Here is a 21820-nt window from a genome sequence, read left to right on the forward strand (position 1 = left end):
CTACCGGTTGAAATCCCCCCGCGCTTTGTATAGCATTTCCGTCTGTGGCTTGTGGAGACGGTGAACCGTTTCCACCAAAACACCGGACAGCACGCGACCAACAGGAGGATTTACCGCAATGCGTCTTTTATTCAAACCGCGCGACCAGAAATATGTGGGGACGGGGGACTTGCCCTTCGGAACCTTTGATGACACTTCCCAGTGGCATCCCGTTACAAAGAACCTTGAGAAAGGAGCCGAACAGTTTCCCGGCAAAGACATGTTCAAAGTGGGCGACAGGGACGGCAACATCGTCAAAACCTTTTCCTACGGGGAGACCAACGAACTTGCCAACAAGGTGGCAAACACGCTTATAAAGGATTTCGGCGTCAAAAAGGGCGACAAGGTGGGTATGTATATGCTCAACTGCGCCGAATATGTTCTCACCATCATCGCGGCGCACAAAACCGGCGCCGTGCAGGTTCCCGTGAACAAAGACGAAAAGGGCGAGCGCCTCGCCTATGTCATCAACTACTCCGGGATGAAAGTGCTTGTCATAGACGGCGGCAGCATTCCCTACCTTGAAGAGATAGCGGACTCGCTTGAAGCCCTTGAAGCCATCTTCGTTGTGGCGGAGGGGGACGAGAAAATTCCCGAAAGCATAGGAAAGGTGAAAGTTCACCCCTTTTCGGTTTTTGACGGCGGCGACACCGCCAACCCCGGCGTGGATGTTTCCGTGGACGACATGGAGAGATGCATGTTCACTTCGGGCACGACCGGAATGCCCAAGGGCGTGGCAAGAGACCACGGCGGCGTTGTTATGACGGTGCGCTCCTACATACAGCAGCAGGGAATACGGGGCGATGACACCCTGATGAGCGTTCTGTCGCTCGGGCACGCAAACGCGCAGGTTATGTGCCTTTTCAGCGCCATGGGCGCGGGCGCGACGGCGGTTTTCTTCCCGCGCTTTTCCGCCTCCAATTTCTGGAAATGGGCCGCCGGTTGCGGAGCAACTTCCATCAACATGCTCGGCGCGGTCGCCGAATACCTGTGGTCCGCCCCGCAAAGCGAATGGGACGCCAAACACAAGGTCAGAATAATGCTTGGCTCTCCCGCCCCCAGAGACCTTGACCAGTTTCAGCAGAGGTTCAATGTGAGGGTTATAGACGGATACGGCTCAACGGAGATGGGAATGGTTCTCTGGAAAGACCCCGAAGACCACCGCCCCGGCTCCTCAGGCTTCCCGATGGAGGGATACCACGTGGAGCTCAGAAAGCCCGAAAGCGCGGACGAGCCGGTGAAATACTTCTGGGACCCCTCAGACAACATCACCCCGCCCGATGAGGCAAAGGGGCTTCTGTTCATAAAGCCGCTTGTGCCCCACACCACTCTCAACGAATACTTCAAGGATGAAAGGCGCACAAGGGAAGCGTTTGACGATGAAGGATTTTTCAACTCCGATGACCTTTTCGCAAGGGGCATTGACGGCAGATACTACTTTGCCGGCAGATACAGCAGGATAAGGGTTTCGGGCGAAAACGTTGACCCCGTGGCCGTTGCCGACGAGGCGATGCAGTATGCGGCGATTCAGGAGGCGATAGCCGTGGGTCTGCGCCTTCCCAACGTTTCGGATGACGAAATCAAACTGTGCCTGACTCTGAAGAAGGGCGAAACCTTTGACCCGGCGGAGTTCTGCAAATGGATGGCCGAAAGGGTTATGGTTGCCATGGTTCCGAGGTTCATTGAGGTTTACGAAGACGGGTTTCCCGTAACCGCCACCCAGAAGGTCAAGGTTGCCGAGATAAAAGAGATAACCGACAAGACATGGGACAGGAATGAGGCGGGGCTCAAATTTAGTGCGAGAAAGTAACCTCTCTCCGGACATCCGCTTTATGGAGGCGGCCCTTGCCGAGGCGCGCATTGCGGCGGGCGGGGGCGAGGTCCCCGTGGGGGCGGTCATACGCGGCCCCGGCGGCGGGGTTATTGCCTCGGCGCACAACAGCATGGAGTCTCTGGGAGACCCCACCGCGCACGCCGAAATACTTGCGGTAAGAAGCGCCGCCGCAAAGACGGGCGACTGGCGCCTCGGCGGTTGCGTTCTCTACGTTACCCTTGAGCCGTGTATGATGTGCATGGGCGCGGTGGCGAATTCGCGCATTGAGACCGTTGTTTTCGGCGCATACGATGAAACTGTCGGCGCTCTTGACAGCAACCGCGCGCCGGTGTCCCATACGGTCGGATACCGCGGCGGCGTGCTGGAGCGCGAGTGCGGAGACCTGATAAGGGACTTCTTCCGCGATGTCAGGCAAAGGAGGCAAAAATGTCACTTAACTTTGAGTTGAGCGAAGAGCAGAAGCTGTTTCAGGAAACACTTGCGGACTTCTGCGCGAACAAGATAGAGCCGCTTGTTGAGGAGCATGAGAAAGAGGAGAAGTTCCCGATGGAGATTTTCTCCATGCTCGGGGAGATGGGATTTTTGGGAATTATGTATCCCGAAGAATACGGCGGGGTCGGCATGGACAAGGTAACCGACTGCGTGTTTGCCGAGGAGATGGGCAAGGTGTGGTCGGCGGCGGCAATGGCGGTCAACGCCCACATAGGGCTTGCGTGCTTCCCGATATACAAGTTCGGGACCGAGGAGCAGAAGCAGAAATATCTTGTTCCGGGAATCAAGGGGGAAAAGATAGGCGCGCTCGGTCTGACGGAGCCCGGAGCCGGGTCGGACGCCCGCAGCATCAGGTCTCAGGCGGTAAAAGAGGGTGACAAATACATACTGAACGGCACAAAGACGTGGATAACAAACGGCAGCATGGCGGATTTCTCGGTGGTCGCCGCCTATACGGACAAGACAAAAAAGGGCGAGGGGATAAGCATATTCATAGTGGAGAAGGGCTTTCCCGGATTTAGTGTCAGCAGCAAAATACACAAACTCGGCCACCGCGCCGCGGACACCTCCGAATTGATTTTTGAAAACTGCGAAGTTCCCGCCGAAAACCTTCTGGTGGGCGAGGGCGGTTTCGGCTCCGCGATGGAGACTCTTCTCGGCGCGCGCATAACGCATGCGGCGAAATCGGTCGGCCTTGCTCAGGCCGCCTACGAATACGCGCTTCAATACGCAACGGAGAGGGAGACCTTCGGCAAGCCCATATCAAAGCATCAGGAGATAAGTTCCAAACTTGCGACCATGGCGACCAAAATAGAGGCCGCGCGCTTGCTGGTCTATGAGGCCGCATGGCTCTACGGCGGCGGCGGGCCCGCGCTCAAGAATGCTTCAATGGCGAAACTGTTCGCCGCCGATGTCGTTCAATGGGTGGCGACCGAGGCCATTCAGGTACTCGGCGGATACGGCTACAGCGTTGAATACAAGGCGGAGCGCTTCTTCAGAGACGCGCGCCTGTCCTCCATAACCGAGGGGACTTCTGAGATTCAGCGCCTTGTAATAGCGCGTGAAATCGGTTGCTGACCGCCTTTGCCCGCAGTCTCCGACTGTTAATAAACTATTGACTTGCCCCCCTTTTTTCTGTTAAAAAGGTCTTAACTCTTACTTAAGGAGGTAAGGAGAAATGGTAGTTGAAGGACTGTTAGGTTACGTTCTTCTGCTGGTAGGGTTTGTATTCTTTGCAAATGGAATGACCCTGCTCGGTAAGACAGGAGGCAAAGAGGTCGGGGTTCTCAACCTCGGTGTTGCGCTTCTTATAGCGAAAGCGGCGTGGGAACTTCACGCGGCGGGTGTAACTGCGGGAGCCGCTCTGGTTTCTGTATTCGCGCTCATATACCTTCTGGTATATGCGGTTTTTGTGCACGGGCACGACGCCAAGGGTCTTGGCTGGTATTGTCTGTTCGCGACGATAGCGTTCGTATGGTACGCCCTTAAGGTGTTCCCTGCGGGAATGGAGTCGGCTGGAGTCGGCATGTTTGGCGTTTTCTGCCTTGCATGGGCTTTGCTTACTCTGCTTTGCTTCTTCGCGTTTGCTCAGGGCAAAAATCTTGGAAGCATGATAGGGTATCTCTTCATTATTGAAGCGTTTTTGACCCTGCTGATTCCGGGAATGATGCTTTTGTCAGGCACATGGAAGCCCCTTACGGGCGGTGTCTGATAAAGACGCATTTTCCAAACTGGAAGAACAAAAAAGAGGAAGTCCCTTGCGGGGCTTCCTCTTTTTTTATGCGGCTGTGGTATAGTTTGAACCGTGGCCATAAAAGTCAAAGTTGTCCGCTCCCCTGAGCTCAGTTTCCTTGAGCGTCTGCACTTTCCGCAGATACTTGCCGGGCTTTGGATAACATTCAAAAGCCTGTTTCGCTCCAAGGTAACCGTCAGTTACCCCGATGAGGTAAAGGAACTCCCCCCGAACTACAGGGGTCTTCATGAGATGCCCGCCGATGATGACGGCGAAATCCGGTGCGTTGCGTGCAAACTGTGCGAGGTGGCATGCCCCACTCAGGCGATCTCAATAGTCAGCGAGCCCGCCGATGACTACGGGGTTGAGAGAAGACCGGGTGTTTACAACATAGATTTTATGCGCTGCGTTTTCTGCGGCTTCTGCGTTGAGGCGTGTCCGTGCGATGCGCTCAGAATGGGCATGAAGTTTGAACTCTCTTCCTACAACAGGGCGGGGCTTGTTCATACAAAAGAGGTGTTCTTCAACCCGAATTTGAAAAGCGACGCCCCGAGAGACAACGCCAACTTTCTCTACCAGTGCATGAAGGGAGACACGCTCGGCGCAACCGCCGAGGAGGTGGGCGGGGTCAGGCGGCTTGACGGCTCCTACCGGCTTTCTTCCGGTTCGGAGGGCGGCGGCAGGTCCTGAGTCCCGCCGTCCGGCTTTTTGTTTCTCAGTCTTAAAAGCCCGGAGACAAGCGGCTTTAGCTGCGTTCTCTCCACCGCCGCGTGAATGCCGCCGTTTTTCAGATAAAAGTCCGGAGTCATGGTGTCGGGGTTCACCCCTCTTCCCCCGCTTGTCAGTTTCACGACCCTGTCTCCCGCAAATGCTATTATGGATTTTTTCTCGGCAATGATGAAATCGCCCTGAACCGCATAACTGGCAAGAGAGCCGCCCGTGGTGGGGTGGGCGAGAACCGATATGTATGACAGCCCCGACTCTTTGAGTTTGAGGATGGCCGAGATGGTTTTTGCCATTTGATAAAGGGCGACCGTTCCTTCCTGCATTCTTGCGCCGCCGCTTGCGGTTACCGATATCAAGTCCAGATCGTTCTGTATGCAGTAGTCAACTATCATCCGCATCTTCTCGCCGAAAACCGCGCTCATTGAGCCCCCCATGAAGCGGAAATCGCATATGGCGCAACCCGCCGGGCGGCCGAATATGGAGCCGTATCCCACTACCAGAGAGTCTTTTGAGTTTGTTTTGCCCGCCATCTTTTTTCTGGTCTGGGAGTAGTCCGCGAGGTTGAACTGCGAGGACAGGTCCTCCACGGTCAATTCCGGGCTTATCTCGTTAAAACTGCCCTCGTCAAACAGAAACTCTATGTAGTCGTCAGAGCCCAGCGATTCGGGCTTGTTGCAGTAGGGGCAGGAAAACAGGTTGGCCTCAACCTCCTCTCTCTTGTAGCGGTTGTGGCATCCGGCGCGCACTATCTTGCCCTCCGAATCCTTTTCATCGTTGCAGAAAAACGGCTCCGCGCCGTAAATGGCGAGTTGTATTTCGGACACTTCCGGCGTTTTGGCGACGGACAGCCTTGAAGGCAGAAACGACTTGAGTTTTCTGCTTATGACCTTGTAAATGTCCGACCGGTCTTCCACCCGTCCGCACAGGTTTATGTTGCTCCGCAGAGTGTTTTTGAGCTCTTCAACATCTCTTTTCTCAATGTCTTCAATGGCCTGCGCGAGGCGTCGCCCCGCATTTTTGGCGGTTTCCGCCGCATAGTTTTTTGAGCCGATTTTCGGCTCCCGAATGATGTCGTCAATTATGTTGTATTTCAGCATGTGCTCCGGCGAGGGCTGAAGAACCTCAAGGGCTTCGGCCACCTTGTCCGGGCTTCTGAACAGAATGGCGGAACACCCCTCCGGTGTGATGACCGAGAACTCCGCCCGCGCGAGCATAAGACGGCAGTGCGCGAGTTGCAGCGCTATCGCGCCGCCGCTGCCACCAAGCCCGATTATTGTTGAGACCGACCGGGTCGCCAGCGAGAGCATCTTTGCCTGACACCCCGATATGAGCCACGACTGAAGTTTTTCCGCCGAATACTCGTACGGGTCTCCGCCCACGGTGTCTATGAAGGTGTTGATAATAAGCCCGTTCTTCTCGGCGTATTCCATCATGTTAATGGATATGGCGTAGCCGTCCGCCTTCACCATTCCGTAGTTCATCGCCGCGCGCTCCTCTTCATTTGAGGGGGTTTGCTGGGCTATAACGGCAACCCGTTTGCCGTTTTCTTTAAGCGTTCCCACCCCGGCTATAACGGCCGGGTCGTCCGCTATCTCAATCACCCTTCCGGAGGGTGATTTTATGGTTCGTGAAAAGCCGTCAAGCCCACTCCACGGCGTAAAGTCGGCATACAAAAGACCGACAAGCGCGCGCGCCTTGATTCTGTCAGGGGATTTGGCTTCCTCGTGCGCCTCAACCGCTTTGGATTGTTTTGACATATAAGCCGCCGCTACCGCCGCGGTGCGGCGCGATTCAGAGGTTGAAAGACTGCCCGCAACCGCAGGAGCCTTTTGAATTGGGGTTGCTTATGGAAAACCCCGTGCCGTCCAGTCCGCCCCGGTAGTCAAGGCTTGCGCCTTCAAGGTATCCGAAACTTATGCCGTCAACCACGACCCTGACGCCTTGCTCCTCAAACACTTTGTCCGACTCGTCGGTCTCGTCATCAAACCCCATCTCGTAGGAAAATCCGGAGCAGCCGCCCGGCACCACACGAACGCGCAGAAACCCGCCCGTCATATCCTCGGCGGAAAGCAGTTTTTTTATCTCGTCCGCCGCCTGTTTGGTAACCCCGAACATTGCCATTTCAAACCTCCCCGCCGTAAGCGGGCTCTGCGATTATACAACAGAGCCCGCTTTAAGACAACCACCGCCTTGCTATTGCGGTATAGTTGTTGGCAAATGAAAAGCAAAAAAGCGGTGTTGATCATAGATTCAAGCGAAGCAAACCCCGACCTGCTTTACGCCACGGGCGGGTTTGCCGTTCCCGACCCCGTTGTTTTTCTCAAGCACGGCGGCGAGTCCATACTGGTTTTGAGCGACCTTGAACTCGCGCGCGGAAAAAAAGAGGCCGCCGTTTCCAAAGTGATTCCGCTTTCCCGGTATGCGGGGTCGCGGGGCCGCCGTTCTCTTGCCGATATAGCGGCGGCCCTTGCCGCCGAGAGAAAAATTTCCCGCGTGGAAGTGGGCGCGACCTTTCCCCTCGCGTTTGCGGACGCGCTCAGAAAGAAGGGTTTGAAGGTGTCGTGCGCAAGCGGGGCGATGCTGTTTGAGGAAAGGATGAAAAAGAGCGCGGGGGAGGTGTCGCTCATCCGCAAGTCTCTTGCGGACACGGCATCCGCCATGAGAGAGGCAACCGCCCTTGTGCTGGGAGCGAAGGCGGGCAGAAACGGCGTTCTGCTGTCGGGCGGAAAGCCTCTGACTTCGGAGAGGATAAAGGGTGTAATAAATTCCCGTCTTGCGGGCGCGGGATATTCGGTTTCGGGAACAATAGTCGCCTGCGGAGAGCATTCCGCCATGCCGCACCACGGGGGGGAGGGTCCCGTTTTCACAGGCCGCCCGGTTGTCATAGACATCTTTCCCCGGTCGCCGTCCGGCTACTTCGGAGACATGACGCGCACGGTGGTTCACGGTCGCCCGCCGCCTGAGATTGTCCGCATGCACGGGGCTGTTTTGAAAGCCCAGCGTCTCGCCTTCGGGATGATAAGGCACGGTGTCAAAGCCGCGGATGTTCACGGGGCGGTAACGGAATTTTTTGAGTCCTCGGGGTTTCATACCGACAGGGGGGAAACCCCTCAGGGCTTTATCCATTCCACCGGACACGGGCTTGGCATGGGGCTTCACGAGCCGCCGTCCGTGGGGCCTTCGGGCGGGGTGTTGCGGGAGGGCAATGTCGTAACCGTTGAGCCGGGGCTTTACTACGAGGGCGCGGGCGGAGTGCGAATTGAAGATGTTGTTGTTGTAACGCGGTCCGGTTGCGTCAACTTGACGAGGTGTTCAAAACGGCTTTTCAACCCTTGCCCGTGAGGTCGCGGGCGAGTTTCCAGCCGTCCTCAAAAACTGTTCCCGAATCTTCGGCGCACTTTTCCGAATACACCCTTTCTCCGTAATCGGCAACGGAGCGCGAATCGTATATGGCAAACGGCACAGGGTCTCTTGAGTGGGTTCTGAGGGACAGGGGCGTGGGATGGTCGGATGTGAGCAGCGCTCTGAAATCACCGAACCGCTCCATACCCTCCAGCGCGGGACCCGCCACTCTGCCGTCAAAGTCTTCAACGGCGCGGAGTTTCAGTTCCGTCTTGCCCACATGCCCGGTTTCGTCCGTTGCCTCTATGTGAATCATCACAAGGTCGGTTGTCTCAAGAGCCCGTAGAGCGCTCTCAACCTTGCCTTCGTAGTTTGTGTCCAGATACCCGGTCGCGCCGGGAACTTCTATCACTTCCATTGCGGCGCACCTGCCGATACCCTTCACAAGGTCAACCGCCGAGATAACCGCCCCCTTCACGCCGAGAGTCTCCTCCAGAGGCGGGAGGGACGGAGCGGTTCCCTCGCCCCACAGCCATACGGCGTTTGCGGGATGTTCGCCTTTTTCCTCTCTGCGCCGGTTGACCGGGTGGTTTTTAAGGACCTCTTTTGCGTCCTCCATAAGTTTGCGGAAAAATCCGGAGTCTTTTCCGCGCGGGAGAAACTGCTCCGTCTCCTTTCCTAAAATGTCGTGCGGCGGCGTTGACGAAATTCCGGAGCGCGACCTGTCGGTAATCAGGAGGTGGCGGTAACTCACGCCCGCAAGCAGCCGGACGCCCCGCGACTCAAACGCTTGGGCTACGCTTTCTATGAGTTCGCGCGCCTGCTCCGTGGAGATATGCCCGGCGCTGTAGTCTTCCATGACCTCCGCGCCGCCGGTCTCCGTCAGGGTTACCAGATTGCACCTGCAAGTCAGGTCTGTTTCTTTAAGGGGGATGCCCATTCCCGCCGCCTCAAGCGGAGACCTGCCCGTGTAGTGGGCAAGGGGGTCGTATCCCAGAACGCTGAGGTTGCCCACATCGCTTCCGGGCGGAAGGGACGGGGGGATGTGCGAGGCGATGCCGAAAACGGACGCGCCGCGCGCTATGCGGTCAAGGTTTGGTGTCGCCGCAACCTCAAGAACGGTTTTGCCCCCCAGTTCGGCAAGCGGTCTGTCCGGCATGCCGTCTCCCTGAAGAATGAGATATTTCAATTTGCCCCGGCGCGGAGACCGGATTCTCCGCCGCTGTGTTTTGAGCCAAGGGCGGTCGCCTGTTTCTCCGCATGATAGGAACTGCGCACAAGCGGCCCCGCCTCAACGTGCGGTATGCCCACTATTTTTTCCCCGTATTCTTTGAGCGACTCAAACTCAACCGGGTGATAGAAGCGCGACACGGGGATATGGTCATAAGTGGGCTGTAGATACTGCCCTATGGTAACAATGCCGCATCCGGCGGCGCGGAGGTCTCTGAGGGTGAGGGTTATTTCCTCAAACGTTTCCCCAAGCCCCACCATGATGCCGGATTTTGTGAGCGTCCCTCCGGCGGACGCGGTTTTCAGAAGCGCGAGTGAACGTTCGTAAACCGCCTGAGGGCGGACGGCGCGCAGTTTGCCGGTTTGTGTTTTCTGTTGCAGCGCGTAAAGGCGCGGAACGGTCTCTATGTTGTGGTTCAGCACGTCCGGCTTTTCGCACAGAACGGTTTCAAGCGCTTCTTCCGAGCCCTTGAAGTCGGGAATGAGGCACTCCACTTTGACGGACGGCGCGGCTCTCTTTATCTCCCTCACTGTCAGCGCGAAGATTTTTGCGCTGTCAAGGTTTTTGTCGTCCCTGTTGACCGATGTTACAACGACGTGGGAAATAAGGGAGTTGTGGCTTATAAGGTTGCTCACCGCTTCCGCGACCCGCAGGGGCTCGTCCCAGTCAAGCGGGCCTCCGGCGCCGGTTTTCACATGGCAGAAGCCGCAACTTCTTGTGCAGGTGTCGCCCATTATCATAAAAGTGAGCGTCCCCGCGCTCCAGCACTCCCCGATGTTCGGACAGCGCGCCTCTTCGCAAACGGTGTGAAGCCCAAGGTTGCGGGTAAGCCCTTTGAGCCGGGTGTAGTTATCGCCGGAAGGGATTTTCGCCTTTATCCAGGAGGGCTTGCCGGATGGTGTTTGCGCTTTCATAACGGTGTTCCGCTTTGTGGGGGGACGGGGATAACAGGGTTTCGCCCGCCCAAGTGCTCACTTACTGATTTGTAAAGATACTTATCGCTTATTTCATCAGGTGTTTTGCGGTTACTTGTGAAGAACCATCTGCGCGGGTCGATGCGGTGACTGCCTATGTTATGATTTGGAAACTCTTCTATTGTTGCGTCTACTGCTCTATGCCATTCATCTACAGAAAACACACCGCGCACAGTTCCGTTGAACACCCCGAAAGCGTATTGGGCTTTCTCTCTGTGTTCTTCTTTGATAAGCCAAAAACCGCGAGTCATCTCATAAATTTGCTTTTGACACATGCCCGGTTTGAAGGTGTTTTTAATGTTAAAGAGAAGAACATAATGCTGTATGTCAACTAGCTCGTTCCTTTCCTGAATCACGATTTCCCCAAGCAGTTCCCTACCATGTTCGGTGTCATGCCCGCGCACGATGTTTGTAAGGTTCTCCAAGCCGATGGCGTCTATAACACACCGCTCAACCAATTGGGCTTCATCTTCCGTAGCCAACCTGCGGGCGAGAATCTCAATGCGCGGTTCAAACCCTTTGGCTCTCAATTCTTGTATCCATCTGACTTTCTTGGATTCCCTTCTGTCAGATAGATGCTCAATGGCGCGGTTACCGACACCTTTGCCTACATACATGACTTTCCCGTTGCGGGGGTCAACATACAGGTAAACGTAATGCCCCAGTTTCTCGGCGACTTCAGGGGGGATTTCCTGATTTTTCATAACGAAATCTCAAATAGTCAGCCTTCTTCCGTGTCGCTCTCTTCCACCTTCCCCGCTTCTTTCTCAAGTTTTCTTATCTTTCTGTTTTTGCCAATCAGTTCTATCCAGTTGAGAGACGAATGCCCCAGAGCGAAGACCATTCCCAGAAGGAAAGTTGTCGCGAGAATGATTCCGTTCGTGCTGAAAACCGGGGGAATGCTGTAGAACGGGACGGAATCAAACCCGATGACCGCCGGGGTGTCCGCCCATTCCCTGTTGCTGAAGTAAAGGGCGGCCCCCGCGGCAACGAATATGAGAGTAAAGATTATTTTCAGGTATTTCATCCGGTTCTCCTTCCACCGACAGTTTTACATAACATACAAGGATTTGCCGTCAGTTAAAAGACCTTTCCCGCCGCAAGACGGGCGGACAGATAGTAAAGCCCGGACGGACGCAGTATGCGCTCCGCAACCGCCCCGACATCCGCCGCGCCACTCAGTTGCGATATGAAAGAGGAAAGCCCCAGCGGTTGCTCAGGGAAGTTCTCCACGGGCGAGTCTGCGGGGATGCCCGCCTTTTCCGCCGCCATTTCAATCGCGCTCTGCAACGTCCCCATCTCATCAACAAGCCCCGCCTCCTGCGCGGCAAGCCCTAAAATTATCTTTCCGTCCGACACCTTCTCCACCTGCCCGGCGCTCATGCCCCTGCTGTCCGCAACGGCTTTTTGAAACTGCCCCAGCGCGCCGTCCATTATGCCCTGAAGGTATTCGCGCTCCTCCTCCGAGAGGGGGCGCAGGGGGGAGCCGGAGTCTTTGAACTCGCCGGTTTTGATGACCTCAAAATCCATCTTTGCCCACCGGAGCAGGTCGCCGTAGTTGGCGAAAGTCGCTATGACCCCTATGCTTCCCGTTACCGTTCCCGGATTTGCCACAATCACCGGAGCGCCGCACGCCACGTAGTAGCCGCCCGAAGTTGCAATGTTGCCCATGCTTGCCACGGTCGGCATCTTTTCGCCAAGCCGCCGGACAAGCGCGTGAATTTCCTGAGACGCGGCAACGCTGCCGCCCGGAGAGTCAATCCTCACCACAAGCGCCTTGATGGAGTCGTCCCTCTCTATCTCCCTTGCGGCCCGTGTGTAGGTTTCGGCGGAAAGAATCACGCCCTCAATTTTGAGAACCGCCACTTTGGGCGCTCTTGCGCCGACCACAAAGGCGATTGCGACAATCACAATCACGCCCGCCGCCGCAAGGCGCAAACTATTTTTGAGGGTCATCGTTTCCCGTCCCGCCGGACATCAGGTCGCCGAGTTTGGGGGAGTCCGTCTCTCCGTGCCGGGAGGTGAACTCCTTTAGCATTTCCCTTTCGTTCTTTCTGCTGAGCATAACGGCGCTCAAGGTGACCACGCGCGCATGGTCGTCCACATTCTTCACAACGCCGGTTATCTCATCGCCCGCCTTTTTGTCGGCATCCCTGTCCGAATCACCCATGTCCGCAAACCGGATGAAACCCTCCATGTCATCCTCAAGGTCCAGAACGAAGCCGCCCCGCGTCTCTTTTTTAACCGTGCCCGTGAGAACCGTCTCGCCTTTTTTCAGTTTTTTAACCGCGGTTTTCCACGGGTCTTTCTGGAGCTGCTTGACGCCGAGGGAGACCTTTTTCTTTTCCGTGTCGCACCTGAGCACCACCACTTCAATCTCCTCGCCTTTTCTGTCGCCGTAAACCTCAACGGGGTCAACCTTTTCCTTCCAACTTATGTTGTCGGGGTGAAGCAACCCCACAACGCCCCTTGCGACCTCAATGAAAACGCCCACCTCGTTGACGTTTGAGATCTTCCCTTTGACCTTTGAATTCTGCGGGGTCGTGGCAGCAAATTCCTCCCACGGGGTCGGCTGCGTCTGTTTGTAACTGAGGCCGATTCTGTCGCCGTTGTTCTCTATCCTTATGATCTGGACGGGAATTTCCTGTCCGGAGGAAAGCACGTCCGAGGGGGTTTTGATGTGCCTCCACGCCACTTCTCCGACCGGTATGAAACCCTCAACCACGCCGCTGCCGTCCGAAAGGTCCACAAAGGCGCCGGAGGGGATTATTTTTGACACCACGCCCCTGACCTCCGTTCCCACTTCCACCTGCGAGACAAACTCCGCGACCCGCTCCGCCCTGCTTCTCTCAAGTATCTTTTTTCTTGAAAGAACGACCCTCTTGCCGTCCAGTTCAATTATCAGCGAATCAAAGGTCTCGCCGACAAGTTTGTCCGCGCTGTTGCGCCCCCCCCGTATTCCCGATTCCGAAGCGGGCATAAACGCGCCCGTTATGTTCCCCTCAACAACACACTCAAGGCCGCCCTTGATTCTCTTGACCGCCTTTGTCCGCACCGGGGTTTCTTCATTGAAAAGGTCGCCCAGCCGCTTTATGTGCCTGAGGCCGTCCGCCTCGGCTTTTGATATTCTGGGAATGCCGCGCCTCACGCTTTTGACGAGAACGTCAACCTCCTGCCCCTCCGACACCTTGCAGTCGCCGCCTTCCTCATCCGTAAACTCCCGCAGGGGGACGATGCCTTCGGAGCGAAGCCCTATGCTGATGAAAACATTTTCCTTTTCAACGCGCACCACCGTGCCCCGGACAACCCTGCCCGTGAGGTTTTCGCGCTCAAAGCCGCTGCTTTCCTCAAGGAGGCGTGAAAAGTCCTGTGAGCTGTTACCTGTTGTTTTACCTGCGGGATCTGACATCATACGGACCGACTCAGCCCGCAATGCAGCCGCCTGTCCGTCCGCCGTGCCTTTGTGAAAAAAGCGTTCAACCTTTTACCAAGCTGAGAATTTCCTCAACAACCTCATCCACACTCATGTGTGTGGTGTCTATTATCACAGCATCGGGGGCGGGTTTCAAGGGCGAGTGACTCCGTTTGCTGTCGCGCGCGTCTCTTGAGGCCATTTCGGCAAGCGTCTCCCCGACGCTCCGCCGTATGCCCGCCGCCGCCAGTTCGGCGGTTCGCCTTCTCGCTCTTTCCCGCTCATCGGCGGTGAGAAAAAACTTGTGACCGGCATCGGCAAACACCCTCGTTCCCATGTCTCTGCCCTCCGCAACTATGCTTGAATTCCCCCCGAAGGCGCGCTGAATCCGCCCCAGCGCCTCTCTCACCGCCGGTATGCGCGACAGTCTGGAAGCGCTTTCCGAGATTTCAGGCGTTCTGATAAGCGCGCTCACATCCCGCCCGTTGAGAAGCGCCGCGCAGTTTCCGTCTCCGGTGTCCTCAAACGAAATTTCCGCCTCGCCGACAAGCGCCGCCGCCTCGCTCTCGTCCGCGCCCCGCTCCGTGGCGAAAAGGGCGAAAGCCCTGTACATCGCGCCCGTGTCCATATATTTCATTCCAAGCCGCCTTGCCACTATGCGCGCCACCGTTCCCTTGCCGGACGCTCCGGGGCCGTCAATGGTGATAACCTTTCTCATTTGCCGCCTCTGAGGTTTTCAAGGGTCTGAAAAAATTCCGGGAAAGATATTGCCACGCAGTCCGCATCTTCAATGCGGCTTTCCCCCTCCGCTCCGGTTGCGGCAACGGCCAGAGCCATTGCGACCCTGTGGTCGCCCGCGCTGGAGACTGTTCCCGCGCGGAGTTCCCCGCCCTCTATTTGCATTCCGTCCGGAGTTTCCTCAACCTTCGCGCCGAGATTGCGCAGCCCTTCGGCCATCGCGCTTATCCGGTCGCTTTCCTTCACCCTGAGTTCGCCCGCGCCGGAAATGGTTGTCTTTCCACGCGCAAAGCACGCCACGGCGGCGATTGCGGGGAGTTCGTCTATGGCGGCGGGCACTTCGCTCCCGCCTATCTCCGCGCCCCTGAGTTCGCCCGTCCACGCCGCCTCAATGTCCGCCACCGGCTCGCCGCCCGCGCTCCGCATGTTGCCGAGGCGGACATCCGCGCCCATCTTGCCGAGAATGTCAATCGCGCCCGTCCTCGCGGGGTTGACCCCGACATTTTCCACCCTCACTTTTGAGCCGGGATTTATCAGCGCGGCTACCAGCGGAAATATGGCGGACGATATGTCTCCCGGAATCTCCACTTCCGTTCCCCGGAGGCGTTCCGCTCCCTTTCCCCCGACAGTTATTTTCGCCCCGGCGGTTGTTACCCGCGCCCCGAAGTGTTTGAGCATTATTTCGGTGTGGTCTCTGGTTTTCGCTGGCTCAACAATGGTTGTGTCTCCGTCCGCAAACAGGGCGGCGAGAGCAATGGCGGATTTTACCTGCGCGCTTGCCACGGGCGTCCGGTAGTGAATGGCGGAGAGTTTGCCGCCTTTTATGCGTAGGGGCAGCCGCCCGCCTTCGGACGATATGCTTGCCCCCATCAGCGACAGGGGCGTGATTACCCGCTCCATCGGTCTTTTTTTCAGGTAGCGGTCTCCCGTTATGGTTGATTCAAACGGTTGCGCGCTCAAAACTCCGGCGAGAAGCCGCGCGGTTGTGCCGGAGTTTCCCGCGTCAATCGCGCCCGAAGGCCGGATGAGTTTTTCGCACCGCACGGATGTCTTTCCCGCCGATGTCTCTATGGTCGCTCCGAGAGCGCGCAATGCGGCGGCGGTTGAGGCTACGTCCGCGCCGTCCGCAAGGCCCGTTATCTCCGTCCGTCCCCGCGCAAGAGAGCCGATCATCAGCGCCCTGTGCGATATGGACTTGTCTCCCGGAACTGTAACAGTCCCTCTGACGGGTCCGCCTTTTCCGGCGATTGTTATGGTTGTTTTTCCGGACACTTTTCTCCGCGCCCGCCGAAGGTTCAGGGGGTGATTATTCTTCCCCCGCCTTTGTTGCCCCCGTCGTCTGTGCCGCCGCTTTCTCCGCCGGGCGCCCCCTGTTTTCTGGCGCGGGCTTCAATCAGCGAGAGAAGCCGTTCCTTGAAGTTGTCCTCGTAGTCGCATATTGACGGGACTATGTATCCGAGCAGGGCGATTTGCAGCAGGTATTCGGTGTTTGCGATGATGTATTCCTGCTGAAACCTTTCTCCGTGCGCCTTGTTGAGGCTGGTGAAAATATGCTCTCCCATCTCGGCGAGCGCCTGCGCTATGCTCATTGAGCCTTTTGCCTGCTGGTTGAAGGAAACGCCCAGATTGAAGGCCATGCCTATTGATGCGGCAAGGTCTGTTTCGGGGGCTTCGCCGTTTTTCTCGGTCTGGCCGGAGGGCTTTTCAGAATCGGGCATTTGCTGTTACTCTAACACGGGGCGGGCGGCCTGTAAATCATCGTGATAAAAGCGTCTCACATAATAAAGAAACTGGGTCTCAAGCCGCTTGAGCCCGAAGGCGGGCTTTACCGGGAGACTTACTTAAGTTCCGAAACCTTTCCGTCTCTTCCCGCCCGCTACCGGGGGGAGAGGCGTTTTTCATCGGCAATTTACTATCTGCTTGAAAAAGGGCGGGTTTCCGCCATGCACCGGCTGCAATCCGATGAGGTTTACCATTTCTATCTCGGCGACCCGGTTCAGTTGCTCACCCTGAGCCCCGCAGGGGCGGGGCTGATGTTTCTCGGCACGGACATAATGTCCGGCCAGCATCCGCAGGCGGTTGTTCCGGCGGGCGCGTGGCAGGGTTTGAAACTTGTTGACGGCGGCGAGTTTGCGCTGATGGGAACCACTGTTTCCCCCGCCTACAAGCAGGAGGATTTTGAACTCGGCAATACGGAAAAACTGGCGGAGCGGTTTCCGGCGCATGCGGGGCTGATAAGAGAGTTGTCGGTTTGAAGGGGGTTTGCGCCCCCGTTTTTTGACACGGCGGCGGTTTGAAGTTAGAAACTTTACCCGCCGCGCATACGGCGGAGAGGTTGAGGTTTTTATATGGCAGATGTTTCGGGCATCCCCACGAGCGAAGACTCGGAAAGGGCGGTTCTCGGCGCCATAATGCTTGAAAACTCGTGCATAAACGAAGTTCTTGAGATAGTGGCGCCGGATGACTTTTACTCAAAATCCAACAAGAAAATTTTTGAGGTAATGGTTGAACTGGACAAGGAGGGCAAGCCGATGGACGTGCTCACCGTTTCCGAACACATAAGCGGACTGGGCGGCTCGTCTCTCAGCGAAGTGGGCGGCAACCACTACATAACCTTTCTGGCGGACGTTGTTACCTCGGCCTCAAATGTTTCCTACTACGCGCAGAGGGTGAAAGACACCTCCATTCTCAGGCAGATAATCCGCACGGGCGGCGACATAGCGCGGAGCGGGGCAAACGGCGCAAGCCCCGAAGAACTGCTGGACCAGGCGGAAAGCAAAATTATGGAAATAGCCCGCAAGAGGGTGAGGCCGGCGTTCTCGCAACCGGTGGACCTTGCCGTGCGCACCATGGAACACCTTGAGGAGGCGCGCAAAAAGAAACTGGCCATTACGGGGATTTCCACGGGATTCAGAAAGATAGACGAACTTACATCCGGGCTTCAGCCGTCCGACCTTGTGGTTGTGGCGGCGCGCCCCAGCCTCGGCAAAACCTCTTTGTGTCTGAACATGGCGGAACACGTGGGTGTGGAGTTGAGTAAAACGGTGGCGCTGTTCTCCCTTGAGATGACCGAAATACAACTTGCCCAGAGGCTGTATTCCTCCATGGCCGATGTAAGTTTTTCAAGCCTCAGAAGCGGGCATGTGAACGAAAAGGATATGGACAAGATAAGCGTTGCCGCCGAACAGTTCGGGCGGTCGCGCATACTGATAGACGACACCGCCGCCCAGACCGCCTTTGAAATTCGCGCCAAATGCAGGCGGCTCAAAAAAGACAAGGGGCTTGACCTTATAATCATTGACTACCTCCAACTTATGAGGGGCGACACAAGAATAGAAAGCAGGGAGAGGGAAATAGCCCAGATATCCTCGTCTCTCAAGGCGCTTGCCAAAGAGTTGGATGTGCCGGTCATTGCGGTTTCGCAGCTTAGCAGACAGACAGAGATACGTTCAGACCGGAGGCCGCAACTCTCGGACTTGCGGGAGAGCGGCGCGATAGAGCAGGACGCCGATGTGGTGATGTTCATACACCGTCCCGATTTTTACGCCAAGGATGATGACAGCAAAGACGGCACGGCGGAGGTGATCATCGGCAAGCAGAGGAACGGGCCTCTCGGCGTGTGCAAACTCGCGTTTCTTGAACAGAGAGGAATTCCGGGTTTTGCCAACCTCGCCGATGAATACGACGGCTACGGCGGCCAGTAAAACTTCACACAAGCAGCGGCTTGACCGGCCTCTCCTCGGCGGTCTCCCTTTGGTGCGCCCCGCCGTCCCGCTGCCACAGGGCAAACCGGTCAAAAATCTTTTTTAACTGCGTCTGCGTGGAATGCCATCCGAAGCCCCAGTCATGGTTTCTTTTTGAGTTCTCAAAGAAGGTTTTGAGGAAGAATTCCCTTTCCCGGCGGAGGCCCTTTTCCGCAATCCAGCCCGTCCGCGCGACCGAGTAGCCGCACGCAAACCCCATCGCCAGAGTGCCGGACAGGCCCAGAGAGTTTGCCGCCTTGGTTGCGAGTTCAATGTGGCAGTAAAGCGCGGGCTGGGTGTGGTATCCGCGCGCGGGCATGAGGGCGTCCATCTCAAGCAGATTTTTAACCAGATACATCGGATAGTAGGTCGGGCTGTTGATGTCAACCGATTTTGTGGCGCACGCAAGCGGGTTTTTGATTATCACATCCTCGCTTAAAACGCCTATCATAAAAAGAGACGGGTCAAACTCTCCCGTTTTGCCGCACATCTCAAGGCTCAGGGAGATTCTGCCCCACTCCCTTGCCGCAACTTCCATTGCGGCTTCCACCGCGCCGCCCGCGCCGTCAACAATCTCGTCAAGGGTTTTTACTTTTGCGCTCACCGCCCGCCCCCCGGCGCGCCGATCAGCGCCATGCCTATGTCCATAACATTTGTCCCCGTGGGGCCGGTTTTTATCAGGTCTCCGAGAGAGTCAAAGAAAGAGTAGGAGTCATTCGCCATCAGGTGGTCTCGCGCGCTGACGCCCCTTGCGCGCGCGACAAGGCGCGAGTCGCCGTCGCATATCGCCCCCGCCGCATCGGTGGGCCCGTCTATGCCGTCAGTTCCCGCGAAAAGCCCCACTATGTTGCCGTGCCCGACAACCTCCATGCAGAAGGAAAGCGCGGTTTCGGTGTTTCTTCCGCCTTTGCCGCCGCCTTTGACATTCACGGTTGTTTCGCCGCCGAAAATGACGCATGCGGGCGTCTCAAGCGGCTTTTCAAACCTCTCTATGTCAAGCGCGACCGCCGCCACGCACTTGGCCACCTCTCTTGCCTCGCCTCTGATTTGCGATGAAAGCACAAGCGTCCCGTAGCCGAGCGAACGCGCCTTTGCCGCCGCCGCGTCAAGGCACTTGCCGTTGTTGCCCACTATCACGGTCTGGGCGGCTTCCCCCCCGTCCGCAGGCGCGGGGCGCGGGTTTTTTTCCTCCTCCCTGAGCCCTTTTTCAAGTTCAACCACCACCCTCGGCGGTATCTGGTGCTCAACGCCAAGGGCCTCTATCACCCGCCACGCCTCCTTGTAGGTGGTGGTGTCCGCCACGGTGGGGCCCGATGCGATCATCTCAAGGTTGTCTCCCACGACATCGGACAGAATGAGGGTTGCCGCCTCGGACGGCAGCGCCTGTTTCAGAAGCCCCCCGCCCTTGATTTTTGAAAGTTTCTTTCTGACCGTGTTGAGGCCGTAGGTGTCAACCCCGGATATGAGCAACTGCTCCGTAACCCTGCTTTTGTCTTCAAGGGACAGCCCCTCGCGGGGCATTGCGAGCATTGAACTGCCGCCGCCCGATATCAGAAACAGCACAAGGTCCGCCGGGCCGGTCTTTTCCAGCAGCGCCATCACCGCGCGCGCCGCCGCCACACTCTTTTCATCGGGAACGGGGTGGCTTGACAGCATGAACCGCGCCTTCCTGAAATCCTCGCGCGGACGGGAGCCCGAAATTACAATGCCGTCCGTAATTGTGTCTCCCAGCAGTTTCTCCACCGCCGCCGCCATTGCGCTTGCCGCCTTGCCGAAGGAAACCACAAACACATTCTCATAAGACGGCAGGTTGTAGGTTTTCCCTTCAATGCGAAGTTCCCGCCCCTCAACCGACACGTGCTCAAACACGCACCTTTGCGGGTCCGCCGCATCAATTGCGGCGTCCAGTATCCGCATCGCGTGCTCTCTCATGGTTTTGTCAGGCATTTGAAGTTTCAGGATTTTTTCAACTCGTCAAGCACTTCGTCCACACGCTCGCGCGTCAGGTTTTCATGCAGAACATTGTCCACCAGCATCACCGGAGCCGTTCCGCAGGACGCGAGGCATTCGGCTTCCATAACCGTTATTTTGCCGTCCCCGGTGGTTTCTCCCGCCGATATGCCGAGTTTGCCGCAGATGTATTTCTCAACCTCTCCCGCGCCCCGCAGCGCGCACGACAGCGTTCCGCAGACCCAGACCGTGTGTTTGCCCACGGGCTTTGTGAAGAACATGGTGTAAAAGGTCGCCACATTCTGAACGCTTGCCGGCGGGACGCCGAGCATGCCCGCGACCTCGGCCATTGACTCCGTGGAAAGCCACCCAAGCCGCTTCTGAACCGCCCAAAGCGCCGGAATAAGGGCCGAGCGCGGGGTTTCGGCCTCTTCAATAATCTGTTTTATCCGCTCTCTGGTCTCATCGGGCAGGGGCATTGGAAACACACTCTCCGTCAACGCTCAAAATCGGCTTAAAACTATACTATTGGCAAGGGCGGTCAAGGAAAGGGTTGTTTGCGGGTTTGACATTAAAGCGCCGGTTTTATGTTATAGTTCAGACGGGCCGGTTGCCCCGGAGGAAAAGACTATGACGGAGCGTTTGAAATTTGCGGTAAAGAGTTTTCGGAGTCGCCCGCCGCTGACGGCGCTGGCGGTTGCCGTTGTTCTTTCCCTTTCCGCCTGCGGCGGGGGAGGGGGAGGCGGAGGCGGCGCCGGTGGCATCGGACCCACTTCCCTCGGCTTGGGTTCCGGCGCGGCGGTCAGACAGAGAGCCGCTGGAAATGACCCCGTTCCCGGCAGTGTTACTCAGGGGAGCCGCGCTACTTCCGGAATAACCGCCGATACGGTTCAGTATCAGGGAGGCAGTATTGTGGCAGATGGCGTAGGCACTCTTGCCCCCGCATCCGTCTCCATTCCCGAACTTCCCGGGGCGCAAGTTTTCATGCACGAGCGCGCGATTGCCGTTGCCATTTCGGGTTTTGACGCTCAAGATGTGCCTCAGTATGAGAATACCGACCCTCTGCTGTTTGGATTCTGGGCTTACGAGGTGACTCCAGACAACATAATATGGGGGGCGTTTGCTGACGGGCTGAGCGTTAGTAAAACTCCCGCCGCCACCATTACCGCTGCTACAGGTAGCGCAACATATCAGGGAAAGACACTGGCCGCTTATGAAAACATTGGCGGTCAAGGAGATTCCGGTATGGCAACGGCGGACGTGAATCTTCTTGTACAATTTGGGGGTAGTCCTACGGTCGGCGGAACTATAGACAACCTCATAGACATCTCGAACAACATGGGTGTGCCCGGGCAGATACTTCTTGGGGCGGCCTCAATTGACCGCACCGTTGACGGAGGATTTTTCAAGGGTGAAACCTCCGGACCCGATAATGTTAGAGGAAAATGGGGCGGCCAGTTTTTCGGTACGGAATACCAATACATCGGAGGCACTTGGGGCGCCAGTTTCCGCGATGAGGATGGCGTTTTTTCCGCAGCCGGGGCTTTCAGCGCTACAAAGCAACCCCCTACGGAATAAAATCCGCGCGCCCGTTTTGTTGACCCGCG

23 protein-coding genes are annotated in these 21820 nt (G+C 56.9%); 9 read left to right on the forward strand and 14 right to left on the reverse strand.

Annotated features, from left to right (window positions below):
* The first annotated feature begins 118 nt into the window (after positions 1–118).
* From OXF42_00465 to OXF42_00485, 5 genes are all read left to right on the forward strand, one after another.
* Complete coding sequence (locus OXF42_00465; protein MCY4046574.1) at positions 119–1849, forward strand: AMP-binding protein; 1731 nt, start codon at positions 119–121, stop codon at positions 1847–1849.
* Positions 1850–1871: 22 nt separating this feature from the next.
* Positions 1872–2321, forward strand: coding sequence for a nucleoside deaminase (locus OXF42_00470; GenBank protein ID MCY4046575.1), 450 nt, complete (start codon positions 1872–1874; stop codon positions 2319–2321).
* Complete coding sequence (locus OXF42_00475) at positions 2300–3442, forward strand: acyl-CoA dehydrogenase family protein (protein MCY4046576.1); 1143 nt, start codon at positions 2300–2302, stop codon at positions 3440–3442. The genes OXF42_00470 and OXF42_00475 overlap by 22 nt, the downstream gene beginning before the upstream one ends.
* A gap of 100 nt (positions 3443–3542) precedes the next feature.
* Entirely contained in the window at positions 3543–4076 is a 534-nt protein-coding gene (locus OXF42_00480) for a hypothetical protein (protein ID MCY4046577.1), read from the forward strand.
* Positions 4077–4169: 93 nt separating this feature from the next.
* Positions 4170–4787: an NADH-quinone oxidoreductase subunit I gene (locus tag OXF42_00485; GenBank protein ID MCY4046578.1), complete on the forward strand. Its 618-nt coding sequence runs from the start codon at positions 4170–4172 to the stop codon at positions 4785–4787.
* On the opposite strand, the gene OXF42_00490 is transcribed toward OXF42_00485, so the two are convergent.
* Positions 4745–6580: a hypothetical protein gene (locus OXF42_00490; GenBank protein ID MCY4046579.1), complete on the reverse strand. Its 1836-nt coding sequence runs from the start codon at positions 6578–6580 to the stop codon at positions 4745–4747. The genes OXF42_00485 and OXF42_00490 overlap by 43 nt on opposite strands.
* Before the next feature lie 34 nt (positions 6581–6614).
* Positions 6615–6938 carry an iron-sulfur cluster assembly accessory protein gene (locus tag OXF42_00495; protein ID MCY4046580.1) on the reverse strand — a complete coding sequence of 108 codons (324 nt, stop codon included), beginning with the start codon at positions 6936–6938 and terminating at the stop codon, positions 6615–6617.
* Between the two features lie 102 nt (positions 6939–7040).
* Between OXF42_00495 and OXF42_00500 the strand changes: the two genes are divergently transcribed.
* Complete coding sequence (locus OXF42_00500) at positions 7041–8165, forward strand: Xaa-Pro peptidase family protein (protein ID MCY4046581.1); 1125 nt, start codon at positions 7041–7043, stop codon at positions 8163–8165.
* Here OXF42_00500 and OXF42_00505 read toward each other — a convergent pair.
* The 9 genes from OXF42_00505 to OXF42_00545 form a co-directional block, all read right to left on the reverse strand.
* Positions 8149–9354, reverse strand: coding sequence for a cofactor-independent phosphoglycerate mutase (locus OXF42_00505; GenBank protein MCY4046582.1), 1206 nt, complete (start codon positions 9352–9354; stop codon positions 8149–8151). The genes OXF42_00500 and OXF42_00505 overlap by 17 nt on opposite strands.
* Positions 9351–10310 carry a lipoyl synthase gene (gene lipA, locus OXF42_00510; GenBank protein ID MCY4046583.1) on the reverse strand — a complete coding sequence of 320 codons (960 nt, stop codon included), beginning with the start codon at positions 10308–10310 and terminating at the stop codon, positions 9351–9353. The genes OXF42_00505 and lipA overlap by 4 nt, the downstream gene beginning before the upstream one ends.
* Positions 10307–11074 carry a hypothetical protein gene (locus OXF42_00515; GenBank protein ID MCY4046584.1) on the reverse strand — a complete coding sequence of 256 codons (768 nt, stop codon included), beginning with the start codon at positions 11072–11074 and terminating at the stop codon, positions 10307–10309. The genes lipA and OXF42_00515 overlap by 4 nt, the downstream gene beginning before the upstream one ends.
* A 17-nt stretch (positions 11075–11091) precedes the next feature.
* Positions 11092–11397 carry a hypothetical protein gene (locus OXF42_00520; GenBank protein MCY4046585.1) on the reverse strand — a complete coding sequence of 102 codons (306 nt, stop codon included), beginning with the start codon at positions 11395–11397 and terminating at the stop codon, positions 11092–11094.
* Between the two features lie 53 nt (positions 11398–11450).
* On the reverse strand, positions 11451–12326 hold the full coding sequence (gene sppA / locus OXF42_00525) for a signal peptide peptidase SppA (GenBank protein ID MCY4046586.1): 876 nt from the start codon (positions 12324–12326) through the stop codon (positions 11451–11453).
* Complete coding sequence (locus OXF42_00530; protein ID MCY4046587.1) at positions 12310–13782, reverse strand: S1 RNA-binding domain-containing protein; 1473 nt, start codon at positions 13780–13782, stop codon at positions 12310–12312. The genes sppA and OXF42_00530 overlap by 17 nt, the downstream gene beginning before the upstream one ends.
* 64 nt (positions 13783–13846) lie before the next feature.
* Positions 13847–14500, reverse strand: a complete 654-nt coding sequence (cmk, locus tag OXF42_00535; GenBank protein ID MCY4046588.1) for a (d)CMP kinase — start codon at positions 14498–14500, stop codon at positions 13847–13849.
* Entirely contained in the window at positions 14497–15792 is a 1296-nt protein-coding gene (aroA, locus tag OXF42_00540) for a 3-phosphoshikimate 1-carboxyvinyltransferase (GenBank protein ID MCY4046589.1), read from the reverse strand. Before aroA ends, cmk begins: the two co-directional genes overlap by 4 nt.
* Before the next feature lie 23 nt (positions 15793–15815).
* Complete coding sequence (locus tag OXF42_00545) at positions 15816–16238, reverse strand: hypothetical protein (GenBank protein MCY4046590.1); 423 nt, start codon at positions 16236–16238, stop codon at positions 15816–15818.
* A gap of 42 nt (positions 16239–16280) precedes the next feature.
* Here OXF42_00545 and OXF42_00550 point away from each other — a divergent pair, with 42 nt between their 5' ends.
* Entirely contained in the window at positions 16281–16775 is a 495-nt protein-coding gene (locus OXF42_00550) for a cupin domain-containing protein (protein MCY4046591.1), read from the forward strand.
* Positions 16776–16868: 93 nt separating this feature from the next.
* Entirely contained in the window at positions 16869–18224 is a 1356-nt protein-coding gene (dnaB, locus tag OXF42_00555) for a replicative DNA helicase (GenBank protein MCY4046592.1), read from the forward strand.
* A gap of 4 nt (positions 18225–18228) precedes the next feature.
* Here dnaB and OXF42_00560 read toward each other — a convergent pair whose 3' ends face one another.
* Genes OXF42_00560 through nuoE form a run of 3 tightly spaced genes read right to left on the reverse strand, consistent with a single transcriptional unit; the run spans position 18229 to position 20692 of the window.
* Positions 18229–18867 (reverse strand): hypothetical protein, encoded by a 639-nt coding sequence (locus tag OXF42_00560; protein ID MCY4046593.1) that lies wholly within the window; start codon positions 18865–18867, stop codon positions 18229–18231.
* Positions 18864–20210 (reverse strand): DUF4147 domain-containing protein, encoded by a 1347-nt coding sequence (locus tag OXF42_00565; protein MCY4046594.1) that lies wholly within the window; start codon positions 20208–20210, stop codon positions 18864–18866. Before OXF42_00565 ends, OXF42_00560 begins: the two co-directional genes overlap by 4 nt.
* Positions 20211–20218: 8 nt before the next feature.
* Positions 20219–20692 (reverse strand): NADH-quinone oxidoreductase subunit NuoE, encoded by a 474-nt coding sequence (nuoE, locus tag OXF42_00570; protein MCY4046595.1) that lies wholly within the window; start codon positions 20690–20692, stop codon positions 20219–20221.
* A gap of 151 nt (positions 20693–20843) precedes the next feature.
* On the opposite strand from nuoE, the gene OXF42_00575 reads away from it, so the two are divergent.
* Positions 20844–21791: a hypothetical protein gene (locus OXF42_00575; GenBank protein MCY4046596.1), complete on the forward strand. Its 948-nt coding sequence runs from the start codon at positions 20844–20846 to the stop codon at positions 21789–21791.
* Positions 21792–21820 lie beyond the last annotated feature (29 nt).

It is taken from the genome of Candidatus Dadabacteria bacterium (assembly GCA_026708565.1).
GTDB lineage: Bacteria > Desulfobacterota_D > UBA1144 > Nemesobacterales > Mycalebacteriaceae > Mycalebacterium.

Excerpts from the sequence above, each read along its gene's own strand:
- OXF42_00465 (MCY4046574.1), top strand. The coding sequence starts at position 119 with ATGCGTCTTTTATTCAAACCGCGCGACCAGAAATATGTGGGGACGGGG.
- OXF42_00470 (MCY4046575.1), top strand. The coding sequence starts at position 1,872 with ATGGAGGCGGCCCTTGCCGAGGCGCGCATTGCGGCGGGCGGGGGCGAG.
- OXF42_00475 (MCY4046576.1), top strand. The coding sequence starts at position 2,300 with ATGTCACTTAACTTTGAGTTGAGCGAAGAGCAGAAGCTGTTTCAGGAA.
- OXF42_00480 (MCY4046577.1), top strand. The coding sequence starts at position 3,543 with ATGGTAGTTGAAGGACTGTTAGGTTACGTTCTTCTGCTGGTAGGGTTT.
- OXF42_00490 (MCY4046579.1), bottom strand. The coding sequence starts at position 6,580 with ATGTCAAAACAATCCAAAGCGGTTGAGGCGCACGAGGAAGCCAAATCC.
- OXF42_00495 (MCY4046580.1), bottom strand. The coding sequence starts at position 6,938 with ATGTTCGGGGTTACCAAACAGGCGGCGGACGAGATAAAAAAACTGCTT.
- OXF42_00500 (MCY4046581.1), top strand. The coding sequence starts at position 7,041 with ATGAAAAGCAAAAAAGCGGTGTTGATCATAGATTCAAGCGAAGCAAAC.
- lipA (MCY4046583.1), bottom strand. The coding sequence starts at position 10,310 with ATGAAAGCGCAAACACCATCCGGCAAGCCCTCCTGGATAAAGGCGAAA.
- OXF42_00515 (MCY4046584.1), bottom strand. The coding sequence starts at position 11,074 with ATGAAAAATCAGGAAATCCCCCCTGAAGTCGCCGAGAAACTGGGGCAT.
- OXF42_00520 (MCY4046585.1), bottom strand. The coding sequence starts at position 11,397 with ATGAAATACCTGAAAATAATCTTTACTCTCATATTCGTTGCCGCGGGG.
- sppA (MCY4046586.1), bottom strand. The coding sequence starts at position 12,326 with ATGACCCTCAAAAATAGTTTGCGCCTTGCGGCGGCGGGCGTGATTGTG.
- OXF42_00530 (MCY4046587.1), bottom strand. The coding sequence starts at position 13,782 with ATGATGTCAGATCCCGCAGGTAAAACAACAGGTAACAGCTCACAGGAC.
- cmk (MCY4046588.1), bottom strand. The coding sequence starts at position 14,500 with ATGAGAAAGGTTATCACCATTGACGGCCCCGGAGCGTCCGGCAAGGGA.
- OXF42_00545 (MCY4046590.1), bottom strand. The coding sequence starts at position 16,238 with ATGCCCGATTCTGAAAAGCCCTCCGGCCAGACCGAGAAAAACGGCGAA.
- dnaB (MCY4046592.1), top strand. The coding sequence starts at position 16,869 with ATGGCAGATGTTTCGGGCATCCCCACGAGCGAAGACTCGGAAAGGGCG.
- OXF42_00565 (MCY4046594.1), bottom strand. The coding sequence starts at position 20,210 with ATGCCTGACAAAACCATGAGAGAGCACGCGATGCGGATACTGGACGCC.
- nuoE (MCY4046595.1), bottom strand. The coding sequence starts at position 20,692 with ATGCCCCTGCCCGATGAGACCAGAGAGCGGATAAAACAGATTATTGAA.
- OXF42_00575 (MCY4046596.1), top strand. The coding sequence starts at position 20,844 with ATGACGGAGCGTTTGAAATTTGCGGTAAAGAGTTTTCGGAGTCGCCCG.